Origin of the sequence: Embleya sp. AB8 (assembly GCF_049739465.1) — a bacterium.
Lineage (GTDB): Bacteria > Actinomycetota > Actinomycetes > Streptomycetales > Streptomycetaceae > Embleya.
Genome location: NZ_JBMHHY010000001.1, coordinates 591,315 through 607,863, shown reverse-complemented (window position 1 = coordinate 607,863; position 16,549 = coordinate 591,315). Strand labels below are relative to the sequence as shown.

At 70.2% G+C, this 16,549-nt stretch carries 14 protein-coding genes; 7 read left to right on the top strand and 7 right to left on the bottom strand.

Features of this window, described 5'->3' with window-relative positions; translation table 11 throughout:
• The first annotated feature begins 119 nt into the window (after positions 1–119).
• Both ABIA38_RS02650 and ABIA38_RS02645 read left to right on the top strand, forming a co-directional pair.
• Positions 120–1,202, top strand: a complete 1,083-nt coding sequence (locus ABIA38_RS02650) for an ABC transporter permease (RefSeq protein WP_424636697.1) — start codon at positions 120–122, stop codon at positions 1,200–1,202.
• Positions 1,203–1,298: 96 nt separating this feature from the next.
• Positions 1,299–1,988 (top strand): ABC transporter ATP-binding protein, encoded by a 690-nt coding sequence (locus tag ABIA38_RS02645; protein WP_424636770.1) that lies wholly within the window; start codon positions 1,299–1,301, stop codon positions 1,986–1,988.
• 103 nt (positions 1,989–2,091) lie between these two features.
• On the opposite strand, the gene ABIA38_RS02640 is transcribed toward ABIA38_RS02645, so the two are convergent.
• From ABIA38_RS02640 to tgmA, 6 genes are all read right to left on the bottom strand, one after another.
• Complete coding sequence (locus ABIA38_RS02640; protein WP_424636696.1) at positions 2,092–3,066, bottom strand: exonuclease domain-containing protein; 975 nt, start codon at positions 3,064–3,066, stop codon at positions 2,092–2,094.
• Between the two features lie 110 nt (positions 3,067–3,176).
• Positions 3,177–3,893, bottom strand: coding sequence for a YidC/Oxa1 family membrane protein insertase (locus ABIA38_RS02635; RefSeq protein WP_424636695.1), 717 nt, complete (start codon positions 3,891–3,893; stop codon positions 3,177–3,179).
• A 24-nt stretch (positions 3,894–3,917) separates the two neighbouring features.
• Positions 3,918–4,217 carry a DUF6412 domain-containing protein gene (locus ABIA38_RS02630; protein WP_424636694.1) on the bottom strand — a complete coding sequence of 100 codons (300 nt, stop codon included), beginning with the start codon at positions 4,215–4,217 and terminating at the stop codon, positions 3,918–3,920.
• A gap of 41 nt (positions 4,218–4,258) precedes the next feature.
• On the bottom strand, positions 4,259–5,419 hold the full coding sequence (locus ABIA38_RS02625) for a methyltransferase domain-containing protein (RefSeq protein WP_424636769.1): 1,161 nt from the start codon (positions 5,417–5,419) through the stop codon (positions 4,259–4,261).
• Complete coding sequence (gene tgmB / locus ABIA38_RS02620; protein ID WP_424636693.1) at positions 5,416–6,381, bottom strand: ATP-grasp ribosomal peptide maturase; 966 nt, start codon at positions 6,379–6,381, stop codon at positions 5,416–5,418. Before tgmB ends, ABIA38_RS02625 begins: the two co-directional genes overlap by 4 nt.
• Positions 6,381–6,617 carry a putative ATP-grasp-modified RiPP gene (tgmA, locus tag ABIA38_RS02615; protein WP_424636692.1) on the bottom strand — a complete coding sequence of 79 codons (237 nt, stop codon included), beginning with the start codon at positions 6,615–6,617 and terminating at the stop codon, positions 6,381–6,383. Before tgmA ends, tgmB begins: the two co-directional genes overlap by 1 nt.
• Before the next feature lie 249 nt (positions 6,618–6,866).
• Between tgmA and ABIA38_RS02610 the strand changes: the two genes are divergently transcribed.
• The 3 genes from ABIA38_RS02610 to ABIA38_RS02600 all read left to right on the top strand — a co-directional run bounded on the left by ABIA38_RS02610 (position 6,867) and on the right by ABIA38_RS02600 (position 10,097).
• Positions 6,867–8,147 (top strand): hypothetical protein, encoded by a 1,281-nt coding sequence (locus tag ABIA38_RS02610; protein ID WP_424636691.1) that lies wholly within the window; start codon positions 6,867–6,869, stop codon positions 8,145–8,147.
• Positions 8,144–8,692, top strand: a complete 549-nt coding sequence (locus tag ABIA38_RS02605; protein ID WP_424636690.1) for an N-acetyltransferase family protein — start codon at positions 8,144–8,146, stop codon at positions 8,690–8,692. The genes ABIA38_RS02610 and ABIA38_RS02605 overlap by 4 nt, the downstream gene beginning before the upstream one ends.
• A gap of 226 nt (positions 8,693–8,918) precedes the next feature.
• Entirely contained in the window at positions 8,919–10,097 is a 1,179-nt protein-coding gene (locus tag ABIA38_RS02600; RefSeq protein ID WP_424636689.1) for a hypothetical protein, read from the top strand.
• Positions 10,098–10,236: 139 nt separating this feature from the next.
• Here ABIA38_RS02600 and ABIA38_RS02595 read toward each other — a convergent pair whose 3' ends face one another.
• Positions 10,237–10,401 carry a hypothetical protein gene (locus ABIA38_RS02595; protein ID WP_424636688.1) on the bottom strand — a complete coding sequence of 55 codons (165 nt, stop codon included), beginning with the start codon at positions 10,399–10,401 and terminating at the stop codon, positions 10,237–10,239.
• A gap of 50 nt (positions 10,402–10,451) precedes the next feature.
• On the opposite strand from ABIA38_RS02595, the gene ABIA38_RS02590 reads away from it, so the two are divergent.
• Positions 10,452–11,570, top strand: coding sequence for an alpha/beta hydrolase (locus tag ABIA38_RS02590; RefSeq protein ID WP_424636687.1), 1,119 nt, complete (start codon positions 10,452–10,454; stop codon positions 11,568–11,570).
• A 564-nt stretch (positions 11,571–12,134) separates the two neighbouring features.
• Positions 12,135–16,343, top strand: coding sequence for a hypothetical protein (locus ABIA38_RS02585; RefSeq protein WP_424636686.1), 4,209 nt, complete (start codon positions 12,135–12,137; stop codon positions 16,341–16,343).
• Positions 16,344–16,549 lie beyond the last annotated feature (206 nt).

Genomic DNA, 16,549 nt, shown 5'->3' with positions numbered 1-16,549 from the left:
GGCGGCAACCAGGGTGGAGGTAGTCGATCCATTCCGACAGTCGATCCATTCGGACAGTCGATCCATTCCGACGGATCACGTCATCCGGATCACGTCATCCGAGGAGACCCCGACCCACCGTGTTCGTCGCGCTGCGAGATCTCGTGTTCGCCCGAGGGCGGTTCGCCCTGATGATCGTCACCGTCGTGCTGGTGACCGCGCTGGTCGGGCTGGTGTCCGGGTTGACCGTCGGGCTCGGGCGGGCCAATACGTCCGCGATCGACGCGCTGCCGGCCGATCGGTTGGCATTCGCGGCGCCGGCGTCCGCGTCCGGGCAGAAGGTGTCGTTCGCCGACTCGACCGTGGACGAGGCGCAGTGGCGGCGCTGGGCCGAGCAGCCGGGCGTACGCTCCGCCGCGCCGCTCGGGATCTCGCTCACCCGGTTCGGGGTCGGCCCGCGTACCGCTGCCGCCGCCGCGTTCGGCGTCGAGCCCGGCGGGCCGTTGGCGCCGGGCGCGCTCACGCCCGGCAGCGTCGTACTGTCCCGGCCGCTGGCCGAGGACCTGCACGTACGGGTCGGCGACCGGGTCACCGCCGGGGCGGACACGACGCTGACCGTGGCCGCCGTGGTGTCCGGGTCCTCGTACAGCCACGCACCCGTCGCCTGGACCACGCTCGCCGACTGGCAACCGCTGCGTTCCGGGCCGCAGCACGGCGGGACGCATGCGACGGTGATCGTGCTCGACCTGGCCGGCGCGCATACCGGACCGGCGGATCGTGCGATCGGGACGCGCACTCTCTCGCTCGGCGACGCCCGGGCCGCGATCGGCTCGTACCGCGCCGAGAACGGCTCGCTCCAGCTGATGCGCGGCTTCCTGTTCGCCATCTCGGCGCTCGTGGTCGGCGCGTTCTTCACGGTCTGGACGATCCAGCGAGCCGGCGACATCGCGGTACTCAAGGCGCTCGGCGCACCCACCGGCTATCTGCTGCGCGACGCGCTCGGCCAGGCGTTCGTGGTGTTGCTGGTGGGGACCGGGCTCGGCACTGCGATCGCCGCGCTGTTCGGGGTGATCGCGCCGGCGGGTGTGCCATTCGTGGTGGACGTGTCGACCACAGTGTTTCCGGCCCTCGTACTGATCCTGCTCGGCATGGTCGGCGCGGGTCTGGCGATCCGCCGGGTGACCTCCGTCGATCCGCACACGGCGCTGAGCGGTACGCGATGAGTGGTACGCGATGAGTGGTACGCGAAGTGGTACGCGATGAGAACGCTGCCGTACGCGATGAGCACGCCGCCCGCCGATCCCGAAAGGCGCAACCCGATGTCCTCCGGTCTCGAACTCGCCGATGTAACGCTCACCTACCCCGACGGCGACAGCCGGCTGACCGCCCTCGACCGGGTCTCGTTGGTGGTCCCGCCCGGCACGGTGACCGCCGTGGTCGGCCCGTCCGGGTCCGGCAAGTCCAGCCTGCTGGCCGTCGCCGCGACGCTGACCAGACCAGACGCCGGCCTGGTGTCGATCGCCGGGCGGGACGCGTCGACCCTCGGCGCGGCCGAACGTGCCAGGCTGCGCCGGACCACGATCGGCATCGTGTTCCAACAGCCCAACCTGCTCGCATCGTTGACGTGCGTCGAGCAACTCCAGGTGATGGCGCACCTGGCCGGCCGCAACCCGCGCAAGGCCCGCGCCCGTGCGTTGGACCTGCTCGACCGGGTCGGCCTCGCCGATCGCGCCGAACACCGCCCACACCGCCTGTCCGGCGGCCAGCGGCAACGGGTCAACATCGCACGGGCATTGATGAACGAGCCGCGCGTGCTCCTTGTCGACGAGCCCACCAGCGCACTCGACCACGAACGCGGCGCGGCCATCGTGGCGTTGCTCGCCGAACTGACCCGTACGGCCGGCGCGGCCACCGTCCTGGTCACCCACGACCGCCGCCATCTGACCCACGCCGAGCGGTCGTTGGAGCTGATCGACGGGCGAGTGCGCACGCTCGACGAGGGGCACTAGCCGGTGGCCGCCTGCCGACTGCCGCATGTCGTTTACCGCTTACCGCCTGCCGCTTACCGACTGCCGCCTGCCGCCTGCCGCCTGCCGCTTATGCTGCCCGTGCCTACTCCCCCGCCTCCCCCGCCCCCGCCGGCCGCCAAGCCGTCGACCCGGTCCGCACCGGCTCGGCCGCCGGTTGCCAGGCGCTCGAACCGGTCGCCGGACCCGGCAGACTCGGCGCCGCCGCTCCGCCGGAACCGTCCCCATCCGGAATCACCGGCCAGTTCGCGTCGACCACCTCGCCGCCGTCCGGGTTGCGACGGGTGAAGTACGCCTGCAGCGAGGCGGCCTGCTCGGCATACCACCCCGCCTGCTTCCCATGCAGCGTACGCAGCGAGTCGGCCGCCAACTCCGGGAACCGCGCGCCCAATTCCTGCGCCAGCAGCAGACACGCCAACGCGTCCCCGTCCGCCGTATGCGCATCGGTCAGCACCACCTCGTAGAACGCGCTGGTCGCCGCCAGCGTGCGCTTGCCCTTGCGATAACGGTCGAGCTGCTTGTCGATCACCAGCGGGTCGATGATCGGGGCGGTGTACGAGAGTTGCGGCAGGCCGTGGCGGCGCAGCTCGGTCTGCAGGATGGTCAGGTCGAACGGCGCGTTGTAGATCGCGATCGGCGTGCCGGCCGCCAGGTACTCGGCCATCGCCGCACCGATCTCGGCCAGGCACACGGCGGGTTGACGTCCCTCGGCGCGGGCCCGCGCGGTGTCGATCCCGTGGATCGCGGTGGCCCCGGCCGGGATCTCCCGGTCACCCGGGTGGAGCAGCCAGGACCGCCGGGTGCCCGCCGAGTCGACCAGGGCGGCGGTGACCACGAAGTCCGTGTGCGGATCCACCCCGGAGGTCTCCACGTCGAACGCGGCCATCGGCCCGCGATGCCAGCCGTCGTGGTCGCCACGCGGCGGCGCGACGGGCCTGGGCTCGCCGCAATTCGCGCAGTAGGTAACCCACTTGTTGCCATCACGGACCAACAGGCCGTCGCCTGCCTTGACATAGGTCGTGCACGTGGCACAGGTCGCGCCGAACTTGTTCGTAGCCATGGGGGTGCCCTTTTCCGATCGCGGATCAGATTCACGTCGTCACTGCTCGAAACGCTAGCCCTCGGGTACGACGTGCCCGGCCGCGGCACCACCGACGCCAGTGCCGCGCACTAGACCCGAGCGATGGCAATCCGCCGCAACAACGGCCGCTCAACGGTGGTCCACGCGGTACTCGTCAGCAAATACACCCCAGCCGCAAGCGGCACGAACGCCGCGGTCACCACCGTGCCGAACGGCAACCACCGCACCAATTTCGGCGCGTCCGCAACCGCGGCGGCCACCCGATACTGCCGATACGCAACGCCCGCGATCAGTGCCAACAGTCCCACCAACACCAGCACATGCGGCCCACCGAGCCCCGCCACCGGGTGCAAACCGAGCGGCGCACCGGCCAACGTGTGCCCGAGCAGATCCTGATCACCACTGAACAGCCGGTACGTCAAAAACAAAAACGGCACGCCGGCCAGAGCCGGCAGCACCCCGGCAAACATCGAGATACCGGACTCCCGATGCAACGCCGCCAGTTCGCGCGCCATCCGCTGCGGATCCTTCGCATACCTGGCTCGAACCCGGGACACCTGCGGAGCAATCCGCGCCCGAACCACCTCGGCCCGAGCCTGCGCGTAACCAAGCGGAACCAACGCGAGCCGTACACACGCCGTGAACACGACCACGGCACCGGCCACCGAACCGGTACCAAGCAGCGGCGCAAGCGCATCGGCGAGGGTGAGCAAAACGTCGTGCGCGACACCAAGCACAACAACAAACATGAGAGGAAGGGCCTTCCATGACGCAGGAATCAAGGACGCGTCAGGCGGCAAAGCCAAAAAACACCCCGCCCCAACCGGGGATCAGCGAGCCGCCAGGCCCGCCCCCGGCGCCCGAGGTCGCGATCGCCCGGGCCCATCGGGATCACGAGCGGGCAGAAACGCCAGCCGATCGGCCCGCTTCCGCAACACCGCCCCACGCACCCGAGCCCACTCCCCGGACGGCGCCCGACACACCACGGCCCCGGCCAACGCAAGCACCGCGGTCAACGCAACGGCAACCAGCCCGGGCAAAGCCCCATCCACGAACAGCCCACAACCGACCAGTACCAACAACGCCGCCACCAACGACGTCGAAGCAAGGCCGGCCCGGGAGCGATCCATAACCGGCATGGTAATCCCTCCAAACCGTCCAAGCCCGCGAACTACAGCGTGATCCGCCACTCCGCAGGCCCGTCCCACACCAACGTCGTCGCGTCCGGGGTAACCGTCACCGCAAAGTCCCGAACCGAAGGCCGCCCCCGCTCCTCCCAAACACCGAGCGCAACCCGAGCCTCATCCCACAACGCCCGCGGCCCACCCTGATGCACCGACCGGGACCGACCACCACCACCAGCAGCACGGCAGCGCTCGATCCGCGCCCACGACCCGTCGGAATGAAGAATCCACGCCAACTCCGCGCCATCCTCCCGCCGATAGCCGCGAAAATCCGTCGCCCCGGTCGCAAGCGTGACCAGCGTGCGCACATCGCCACCCGGCGCCAAGTCGTAAGGCTCACCCTCATCGGTCGTGACACTGTCGCCCTCGGCATCACGCCCCGCCCGAAACACATCATCCATCGAGGGATAGTCGTCCCCAACGCGAGTACGCATAAAGCCCGCCGAGTCGGCCAGTACACGCCCGCACGCGGTGCCGTCGTCCCGCACCCGCGCCCGAATCAGCAGCGACGTACCCGCAATCGTGGCCACGATCCGCCCACCGGACCGCACCGCCGCAAGCCACGCCGCCGGAACGGGCCGAACCGACACCATCGCCACGAGCGCGTCGTACCCCTGGCCCGGCAACGCCCGATCCGCATCCACACACCCGAACTCGGGCCGCCGCCCGAGCCGTCCGACCCGCTCCCGGGCAACCCGCACCAGGTAGGGATCAACATCGACACTGGTCACCGCATCGCCCCCGAGCCGATGCGCCAACAGCGCAGCCGAATACCCGGACCCGGTCCCCACATCGATCACCCGATCCCCCTCGGCAACCTCCGCATGCTCGAACATCGCAACCACCAACGACGGCAGGGTGGAGGAGGAAGTGGGCGACCCGGTAACCGTGTCACCGGCGCCCACATCATCGGCGTGCCGCGCGCCAACCCGTGTCACAAGCGTGGCGTCCGTATACGCCACACGCCACCGGCCGGGATCCCCGTACGCATCCACCCGCTCCCAGTGCGTCGGCGGCCGATACGCCCACCAGGCCGGCACCAACAAATGCCGAGGCGTCCCGGCCACCGCGTCGGCCCACCCAGGCGTGGCAACCTCCTCGGCCAACACCCCCGCGGCCTCGGCCCACTCCCGCTCCGACACGCTCATCCGCCGATCCCCTCCTGTAGCGCATCGGCCATCGCCTGCACCAGCGGCACCCCGGTACGCCGAACCAGCCAATACCATTGGCCCGACGGGTTCACCTCGAAGAACACCCACTCACCACCGGGTGTAACGGCGAAGTCGAACGCGCCGAAGAACAGTCCCATGCGAGCCATGAACTCGCGCACCCCTCGGGCAACAAACGGCGGTGTCGCCTCGTCGGTACGGTATGTCAGGGCCGAATAGTCCGTGCGCCAATCCAGCCGGGTCGCGTCCGTACCGGCATGGATGCATACGGGGAACATCCGGTCCCCGACGACGGTCAATCGCACCTCGAACGCCTTGGGTACGTACTGCTGAAGCAGCGTCGCAGTGGACGCCACAGCCTCGTCGATGTCGTCGCACCCGACCAGGGTCGTGGGAACGCCATGGCGCCGCCCGTCCTCGCGGGCAACGCCGCCGCCCAATGCCTTGTACACCACCCGTCCGTGTCGGGCGGCGAACTCCCTCGCCCGGTCGGGGTCGGTGGTGATGACGGTGTCGGGGACGGCCAGTCCACATCGGGCGGCCTCGGCCAACTGTCGTGGCTTGTAGTTCGCGGCCGCGTCGGCGGCCGGGTGGTTGATCCATCGGACCGGCAGCGACCCGATGACTCCCAACAGGCCGGCGCGGGCCTCCGAAGCGCCGAACGCGCGGGCGTCGTCCGGCCATTCCGGAGGCAGGTGAAACTCCCCGGGACGGCGCCACCACACGGATCCGACCGCTTCCAGGTTCAACTGTGCGACACCGCCGAGGTTTCCCGCCCATCCCTCGGGGGTGAGGCGGGCATCCAAGGTGAGCATGCCGGGGAAGTCGGCCGTATCCAACCGGACGACCTCCCCGGCGGCCCGCCGCGTCAGCTCGCCCACCACCGCGTCGGCCGTCACGTCGTCGCGGTTGGTGATGATCAGGATGCGGCAATCGGCCATCAGAACAGGTCCGTCCCGTCGCCGTCGGTGTTGCCGGCCTTGCCGTCGCCCCCATCGGTCTCGGTCTTGGTCTCGCCGGCGGCCAGGGCGTGCCACGGGTTGCCGGTCGTGGTCACGTTGAGTTGAAGGGCCGTGTCATACCCGCCGTCCGGCGACGGGCGACCCGCGCGAGGCGGGGTCAGGTGCCGCATCCCGAAGGGCACGGGATGGGTATGGGTCTGGACCGGCGTGGTCATGCTGTTCTCCTGTTCATCCGATCGTACGTCGATGGCGCAGTGCCGCTCCCCGGTTCCGGGGCGGCACGATCAGGGGATGGAGCGTGCCTTCGGGCTCCTCGGCAGCGCGTCCCCACCACCAGTCAACGAGCCGTCGGGCTCGACGGACAGGTCAATCCACACTCCGACTGCTCGCAAGAGACCGGACATTCTTCCGAGGGTTGAATCGAGCAAGGTGACCCAGCGGGAGCGCTCGGCTACCGTCGGGTCATGGCGGACAATCGGCTTCTCGCCGAAGCAATGGGTGAATACGGCTTGGACCAGGCGGAGTTGGCCGACGTGCTGAACAATGCCATGGTCGGGTTCACCGGTCGGGTCGGAACGCTCTCGGACCGGCATGTACGCCGATGGCTCTCCGGCCAATCGACCTGGCCGCAGGAACGTCAGCGGCGGGCCCTGGAGACAGTTTTCGAACGATCCGCTCGCAGCCTCGGGTTCATCCCGCGCACCGCCTCGCCCCCGGAGGATTCGGAGAATTCGGAGGATCAAGTCCCCGTGCACCGCCGCACATTCGTCGCCGGCAGCGCCGCCGTCACGGCGGACTACGCTGCCGGGAGGACCGTCAAGACCCTTGGCATGAGCGACGTGGCCCGACTTCGCACCCGGCTCGACGCACTGGCCGATGAGGACAACCGGCGCGGCAGCGGAAGTTCCCTGGAATGCCGGGCAGTTGCCATGGCGAAGTACACGCTGGACCTTCAACGCGCCGGTTCGGCGACGCAGCGGGTCCGGGGCCATCTGTACGCCGTCGCCTCGGAGTTCGCCACATGGGCGTTGTGGGCGGCGATCGACGAACGGCAGCCCGAACGCGCGCAGGCGCACATGGACCGCGGCGTGACCTTGGCCGGGATGTCCGGTGACAGCGCGATCATGTGGCGAGCCTGGAACCAGGGTTCGATGGCCTCGGTGCAGCTCGGCCACCACCCGGAAGCCCTCGCCGCCGCCGAGGCCGCGCGCGGGTGCACGATCACGCGGCGCGACCAGCTACGGGCCTCCCTGACGCACGCCCGGGTCGCGGGGGTGTACGCCAGGATCGGCGAGCGTAACGCCGCGCTGCGTGCGCTGGGGCACGCGTGGGCGGCGCTGGAACGTTGTGACCCGCGAGAGCCTCGTCCGGCCTGGTTGGCGTTCTATGACCCAGCCGAGTTGTCCGGGCTGTCGGGCCTGGCGCACCTGAACCTCGGCGACGGCGAACGCGCCGAGGCATACGCGCATCGGGCACTGGCCCTACTACGCCCGGAGTTCGAGCGAAACCGGGTGTACTACACACTTGCCCTCGCCCGCGCTCAGCTCGCACAGGGCGACGTCGGGCAAGGCTGCGCGACAGCGAGCACGGTCATGATGGACGGCATGCCCATGCCCGCGCGGACCCGCAAGAGTCTGGCGAAGTTCCACACCGAACTGACCCGGTCCGCCCCGGACGCGTGCGAAGCGCGTGAACTGATGGCGCGACTGCGTGAGATCCCGACCCGACCGAAGGAGTCACCGTGAGGTTCGAGCGCTACGGCGAAGCCGTACTCCCGGAAATCCGCGGGGTGTTGTCGCAGGTGTATGCCGAGATCTATGCGGAGCAGCTCGACGACCCGTTCTTCAGCGTGGCCGGCTTCGAACGGCGGTTGGCCGGTCAGGTGTCGGTCGGTGGGTGGGAGTGCGTGGTGGCCTGGGACGGCGAGCAGGTCGCCGGGTACGCGTACGGGGCAACGCTGCCGGCGAGCACCGGCTGGTGGCGCAAGACGGCGCCGGCGCTGTCCCCCGAGGACGCGCACGAAACCGGTTCGCGCACCGTCGCCGTGTTCGAGGTCATGGTGCGCGAGGGGTGGCGCGGTACGGGCCTGGCCGAGCGGGTCCACGAGGAGCTGGTGACGGCCCGCCCAGAGGAACGCGCGACATTGCTGGTCGAGGACACCCACCCGAAGGTCCTGGCCCTGTACGAGTCGTGGGGGTATCGGCGCATCGGCAACCAACGACCGTTCCGCGACGCCCCGTTGTACGCGGTGATGGTCCGCGACCTCGCCCGAACCGACAGCCCGCAGTGAGCAACCCGAACACACCTCGGGACAACGCGACCCGCACAAGCAGGTGACGCCGGACACAATCGGCGGCGTCGGAGCGTCGGCGGACTTCGAGCCGTGCATGGTTGGCGTCCTCCTCGTCAGGCTTCACGCTTGCCCGATCCGAACCGCACCGGCCGAGGGGTGAGCACGCACGCGTGTTCGTGCCAGGATGACCCCCGTGCGGGTGCTGCTTGGGGACGGGTTTGGGGTGACGTCGCGTCAGGTCGCGGTGGCGGTCGGGCGATCCGGGCACGCCCCGGCGGTGCTTGCCGCGCCCGGTCGGCCGCTGCTCGGGCGTCCTCGGTCGGTTGGGGCCGCGTTCGATGTGCCTGCCTTCGGGGCGGATCCGTGGGCCTGGCTGGCCGCCGTCGAGGCGGTGTTGCGGGCCGAGCCGTTCGATGTACTGCTCGCCACCCACGACCACGTCGCCGCGCTCACCCGCGAGCCGGAGCGAATCACCGCGCACGGCACCGGACTTGCCGTGCCGCCCTTCGCGGCGTTGCGCCGAGTCGCGGATCGGGCCGCAGCGGCGAGCACGCTGACCGAGATCGGCATGCCGCAGCCCGCCGGCACCGTGGTTGTGCGCAGCGCCGAGGAGTTGCGCCAGGTCGCCGATCCGCCGCTGTTCGTCAAGACCCTGCTGGGCTCGCACCGGGTCGAGCGACGCGAGCAACTCCTACGGCTGGCCGATGAGTTGGATCAGGGCGGTGCGTTCGTGGACGGCGCCGGCGTACTGGTCCAGGAGCCCGCCGAGGGCCCGGTCCTGTCCGCGCAGGCGGTGTTCGAGCACGGTCGGTTGATCGCGGTGCACGCGTACGAACACCTGCACGGCCCGGCGGTCAAACGCAGCGTGGTGGTGCCCGAGGTACGCGAGCAGGTCGCCATGCTCGGCGGCCATCTGGGCTGGCACGGCGGCCTGTCCCTGGACGCGGTACGCACCGCGCGTTCCGGTCCGGCCTGGCTCGACGTGCGCCCCTACCTCGCCGAACCGGGCAACGCCGCCGCGAGCGGCACGGACCTGGTCGCCGCGCTGATCGCGGTATCCCGAGGCGAAACGCCGGCCTCACTCCCGTGGGGCCGCGCCGACGTACGCACCCGCCAGGCCCACGCCGGCCTGGCCACCGCCGCCCGCACCGGCCGCCGCCGGGCCGCCCACGAACTGGCCCGAATCGCGCTGCGGGCAACGCCGTACCGCGACACCACCGAGGAAACCCTGAGCCTGCGCCACGAACCCCAGCGCATCGGCGGCTCGTTGCTCCTGACGGCGACCCTGCTCACCGCCCCCACCCGCACCCTGGCCCGAATCGACGCCCAACAGGCAACCGCCGCGATGTCCCCCGCCACCTGGCGCCGCATCCAGGCCGGCGCCCCACCACGTGTGCCCTAGGGCATGTCTTCAAGCCCTGACCCCAACGCCGTTCAGTGCGGCCCGGCCGGCGTGGCCAAGGACCACACGCCGAACCACCGCTCGGCGCCGAACTCCTCGAACCGCTCCAAAGGTGGCCAGGCGACGGGTCCGAGTCCGGTCATGACGGGCAACCCAGCGCACGCTCGTGAGAGTGCAGGCCGAGTTCGATCTCGGTGAGGATCCCGCCCGGTGGCGCGACTGGCACCACCATCACCACGTACACCTCGTTCACCACGTTGACGATGTTCACGATGTTCACGACGTTTGACTTGTTTTGATCCACTGAGTCGCGGATACGCCTGATCCGGGGGTCGACCGGATCAGGGAGCATTCGTGTTCAACTACTTCCCGAAGAACTACATGTGGTCGTCGGCGTTGATGTTGTCGATCATGGCCGGTGGTGACCTGGGGCAGATCGACCGCCATCTGGTCCCGCTGCGCGAGACCGAGGAAGCGGATACCGACGCGTGGACGAAGGCCTGGGACGGCGCCGGCGCCGAGCAGGCGGAGTTCGCCGAGGAGGACCTTCGCCGCGGCTTGCGGCGCAGTGCCGTCAACCGGTTCCTGCGGGCGTCGAACTACTACCTGACCGGTGAGCGGCAGACCCCGCCGGGCCCGGCCAAGATGAACAGCTACGAGCGAGCGCGTGCGGCGTTCACGAGGGCCGCCGAGCTGATGGACCGCCCGCTGGAGCGTGTGGAGGTCGAATCCCCCGACGGCATCCTGCCCGGCCTTCTCATCCCCGCCCGTGACGTCGACGGCCCGGCCCCCGTGGTGATCTTCTACAACGGCTTCGACGTCACCAAGGAGCTGCTGTACGGGTTCATCCGCGACGAGTTCGCCGACCGCGGCATCGCCTGCCTGGTGATCGACACGCCCGGCACCGGGGAACCCCTGCGGCTGCGCGGTGTCCCGTCCCGCCCCGACTACGAGGTGCCCACCACCGCGATCGTGGACCACCTGCTCACCCGCCCGGACCTCGACCCCGTCCGGATCGGCCTGCTCGGCATCAGCCTGGGTGGCTACTACGCCCCTCGCGGCGCCTCCTTCGAGCCCCGCGTCAAGGCCGTCGCCGCGTGGGGCGGGGTCTGGGACTACGGCGCGGTGTGGCAGCACCGCTGGGACACCCGGTCCAAGCACACCCCGGTGCCGTTCTGGCAGCTGCCGTGGGTCATGGGTACCGCGACGATGGCGCAGGCCCTGGAGCGAGTCCGGCAGTTCACGCTCGCCGAGGCGATCCCGCATCTGACCCAGCCGCTGCTGATCGTGCACGGCGCGGCCGACAAGGGCATCCCGCTGTCCGACGCACAGCAGGCGATCGAGGCCGCGGGCTCGGTCGACAAGGAACTGCGCGTCTTCGACGGTGTGGACGGCGGCGAGGAGCACTGCAACGCCGACGACCCCGATCCCGCGCGGCAGTTGATCGCCGACTGGTTCGCCGAACACCTGTGAGCCACACCGGCGGAACAACGAGGTAGCCGTCCGTCGCCCCGCCCTGCCCTGCCACTACCGACGACTGCCCTCGTTGATGGGGCCATTCGCCGGGCGCTCGGCCTCCGTCGAGCGCCCAGCCGTCGAGTACGCCCGCCCGGATCGGCGCGCGGTTCAGGACCTGGAATCGGTAGAGGTCGTTCTCGTAGGGATCGTTCTCGTAGGGATCGTTCTCGGTCAACCGGCGACAGTCCTCGTGGCCGTTCCCGCTGAGGTGGCAGGAATTGACCGCGCTCGTGGGTGCGATGGCCGGCAGGTACCAACCGTCGAAGGCCACCGTCCGACGCAGCGCGGCGGCGAGCCCCGCGCCCGGATCCGCCGGGGGACACGGTGTCGGCCGGGTCGGTGATCTCCGCCGGAGCGCGAGTCGTACCGGCCGGCATCGGCGACGTCGCGTAACGGTGTCCACTCCCAAAATCAAAGCGGTGGACGCCGCCCTACCGCCGGCGTCACCATCTCGGCACGGCGCGCCGCCTGCGATCCAGGCCCGCGCTCGGTGAGCGATCCGATCGAGAGGAACCATCGATGATCTCCAGCACCGACGGCAGCGCGGGCGTGGATCCCGTGTCCGGCCCCACGTCCGGCCCCACGTCCGGCCTCGAGGCGGCCTCGATCGCGGCTACCGGTACGGCCACCGGCGCGGCCTCGGCGGATTGGGTCTACCTGCGGGACACCATCCGGGTAAACGGCGCACTACTGGCCGAGTTACAGGCGGAGCAACCCGCCCCGGGCACCCGGTTGGTGCTGATCGCCCGGGAAATCGTCCACGACCCGGGATTCGTGTTCCCGCTCATCGGCTTCCCGGTGCTGCTGGTGGCCGAGACCTATCGGGGAAACGGCGGAGGGGTCGCCACCACCGGGCCGGCCGGTGCGAGCGGCAGCCCGGGCGCCTCCGGCCGTACCGGCGGCTCCGGTCCCGACAACGTCAACGGCACGCCGGGCCAACTCGGCGGCAACGGTGCGCCCGGGGGTACGGCCACCCCGATCACGCTGTTCGCGGCGACGCTGACCGACCTGACCCTTAGCGCGCGCGGCGGCCTCGGCGGACACGGCGGCAACGGCGGCCGGGGCGGATCGGGCAAGGACGGCGTCAAACCGCCCAGGGGCGGCGACGGCCGCGATCCCGGCTCGGGAGGACGTGGCGGCAACGGCGGCAACGCGGCGGTCGGCGGCGCCGGCGCGCAGATCCGGGTCGAGGCGGTCACCCGCTCCGGGGTGCGCGCCGACGGCAGCGGCGGTGACCCCGGCGACGCCGGCCAGGGGGGCAGCGGTGGGTCGGGCGGTGGCGGCTGGAACGGGCCCGGCGTGACCGGCCCCGACGGCGGGAACGGCCTGCCCGGCTCGGCGGCCGGCCCGAGCGTGCCGCCGGACTACCGTGTCCACACCGCCGATTCCTGGTGGGCCGCGGTGCGCGCGGAATTGGGCGGCACCTACACCCAGGCGTGGGCCGAATACCGCACCCGGGTCGGCGAGTTCCTGTTCCGCACCTACGCGCCGGGGCTGCCCCGGCGGGCCGAGGCCCGGGTGGCCGCCGGGCACGAGTTCGGCCAGGCCTTGGTGTTGTGGCCGCAACTCGCCCACGCGGCCGAGCTGTCCCGTCACCTCGCGCACAACCTCACCCCGATCGGGGTGCCCTACGACATCGACCTGATGCCGGACTTTCCCGCCCAGGAGAAGTTCGTCGACATCTACGGCCCCCTGGTGCAGGCCTCGCTGATCGCCGCGCGCGACCTGCTGCTGTTCGCCATCGGCAAAGCGGACAAGGTCCAACTGGTCGCCACGCAGGTGGCTCATCTCACCGACCTGCAACCCGTACTCAAGCTGGAGCGGGACGCCGCCAAGGTGGGCCTGGACCACGCCAAGGGGCGCGCCGACGTCATCGACACGCAGATGCGCGAGGTGAACGCCCAACTCGCCGCCGTACGCGAGAAGATGACCTTGGAACGACTCGAATTTCCACCGGGCAACGACCTGGGCCCGGTGATCGGTGCCGCCGTCGCGGTCGTCGCCCTCGCCACTGCCGTGTACACGGGAGGCGCCTCGCTCGTGGCCCTGCTCGCCGCCGGGGACATGCTCGCCAAGAACGCCGACGTCCTGGACGGGTTCAACGTCGACACCGGGAAATACGGCGACGGCAGCTATCTGGTCAACTGGTTCGACTGGAGCGGCAAGGTCCCCAAGCTGCGTTCCGATCTGAAGATCGACACCGGCAAGTTGGAGAAACTGGGCGATCAGGCCACGAAGTTCATCCAGGCTGCGGGCACGGTCGCCGACCTGCTCAACGCCAAGGTGGACGGAAAGCTCCAGAATGCGGAGAAGGACCTGTTGATCCGGCAGGTGGAGTTGCTCCGCGAGCGTGCGCTACAGATCCTGGAGGTCAACCAGAAGCAGCTCACGTTGGCCGCGGCCGACGGGAAGATGGCCGTCAACGCGAACGACATCGCCCGGCTGACCAATCTGCGAGGCGACTGGGCGGGCGACATCGGGCAGTTGGTGGACATCGCCCGTCGACTGATCGACCAGAACCAGCACTACATGGATCTGCTGATCGAGTACTGCTTCTACGCCCACCGGGCACTGGACCTGTGGACGCTGAGCAATCTCACCCCCGCATACACCTTCGACATGGGCTATCTGCACCCGGACGACATCGAGAACGCCTATCGTCCACTTCCCCGAGGTGACGACAAGCGCGTCCAGGGCCTGCTCCAGCAGTACCAGTCCTCGTGGCAGCGGCTGCCCCAACTCGCCGATCTGCACCGGATCCACGACCGCTACCCGTTGGACCAGGATCTGCACTATTTCGACCTGAATACCCCCGAACTGCTCGACGCGCTGCGGACCAAGGGCACCGCCACCTTCACCCTCCCGCTCGACGCCTTCCCGAATCGCTTCGCGATGAAGGTGGCGTACGTACACGTCGGTCTGCTCGGCGCCCGCGCCGAGACGCCGCGGATGACCGTCGTGATCGAGCACGGGGGTCTGTCCACCAACCGCGCCGAGAACGGCACACCCGAGGACGCCCGGACGGGTCCGCTGGCCGGCACCGTGCAGGCGACCTTCGACAAGCACGACCCCGGCGCGCCGTCGGTCCGGCAGGCGTTCTGGGCCCGCAGCCCGGCCGCGACCTGGCGGATCACCATCGAGAAGTCCGCGGCCGAGCAGGCCAAGCTCGACCTCGGCGGCCTGAACGACGTGTTCCTCACGCTCTGGTACTGGCACCGCGGTGTGACGCCCTCGGGGCCGGCCGCCGCGCGGATGGCGTTGACCGCCGACTTCGACGGTGACGGCCGGCAGGACGAGGTGATCTGGGATCCGGCCGACGGCAGTTGGCGGGTGACTCCCACGTCGGGCGGTGGTACCCGGGTCGTGATCCTGGGCCAGGTCGGCGACCTTCCGGTACCGGCCGACTACGACGGCGACGGCCACGACGAGGTGGCGGTGTACCGGCCGGCCACCGGCAAGTTGTTCGCCCGCGCCTGGGCGGGCGGTCCGCCGGCTGCGTATCACTGGGCCGCCCCCGACCACGTCCTGACCACCGATGAACGGCCCGGTGCGGAGCGGCTCGTGCTCGCCCTGGACACCCGGGCCAGGCAGTTGTACGGGGCGGTACGTGCGCCGGAATCGGTGCAACCGCAGTCGGCCGCGTGTGTGTTGCTGCGCCGGCTGGCCACGCTGGACGCCGGCCATCGGCCCCGGCTCGGCGAGGCGCTGGTGGCCCTGACGACGTACCTGGCGGGAGCCGAGCGCTGGGACGAGACGATCGCCACGGGCGAGGAAGCCGTCGCCCTGTACCGGACGCTCGCTGCGGAGCACCCGGGCAACGACGAGTTCGTCTACCGGATCTCCTGGGCGTCGATCGACGTCGCCCACCACCTGTGGGCCAACCCGAAGTTGACCGTCAAGGCCGCCGACCTCGCCGTAGAGGCCGTCGACAACCTACGCGCACTCGCCGGGAGGAGCCCGGGCTATCGGCGGCAATTCGCGCAATGGGCCGCCTCCCCCGCCACCGCGTTCCTCGCCGGCATCGGCCGGTGGGACCAGGCGGTCGCGCTCGGCGACGAATCCATCGCCCTCTACCGAAAGCTCGCGGGTGAGAACTCCGCCGACGACGAACTCGCCTATGGCATCTCGTCGGCGTCCATCGACATCGCCACCCACCTATGGGCCAACGCGGAGTTGCACACCAAGGCCACCAACCTCGCCGTACAGGCCATCGACAACCTGCGCACACTCGCCGGGAGGAACCCGAGCCATCGGCGGCAACTCGCGCACTGGGCCGCCTCCCCCACCACCGCCTTCCTCGCCGACACCGGCCGCTGGGACGAGGCCGTCGCGGTCAGCGACGAAGCCATCGGGACCTACCAGGTGCTCGTCGAGGAGAACCCCACCGACGACGAACTCGGCTATGTGTTCGTCGCGGATTCGATCGAGATCGCCACGCGGCTATGGGGCAAGCCGGAGTTCCGGCCTCGGGCCGCCGCCATGGCCGCGGTGGCCATGCAGACGCTGCGTCCCAATGCGGTCCGGAACCCGGCCTATCGACCGCAATTGGCCGACTGGATCATGTCGCCCACCGTCGTGTTCCTCGTCGAGACCGGTGACAAGACGAGCGCGATCGCGTGGGTGCGGACAGCGATCGACCTCTGCGCGGTGCTCAACGGGACCGACCCGGCCACGTACGGCCCGAAACTGGACCAGGCACGGCAGCGACTCGCCCAACTCGAAAGCTGACCCGGCCCGTTCGCCCGGCGCGGGCCGCCCCTCCCACGCCGGGGGCGGCCCGCACTTCGCTATTGGGCGTTACGGTCCCGGACCGGAATCGCGCTCACGAGGCCGCCGACAGCCTCGACACCCGCACCGTCTGTCGCTGAGAACACGCACACCGGGCGTCCCGTGTCCCACGAGACGCCCCGTCACCAGTTGGATTGGCCGACGGG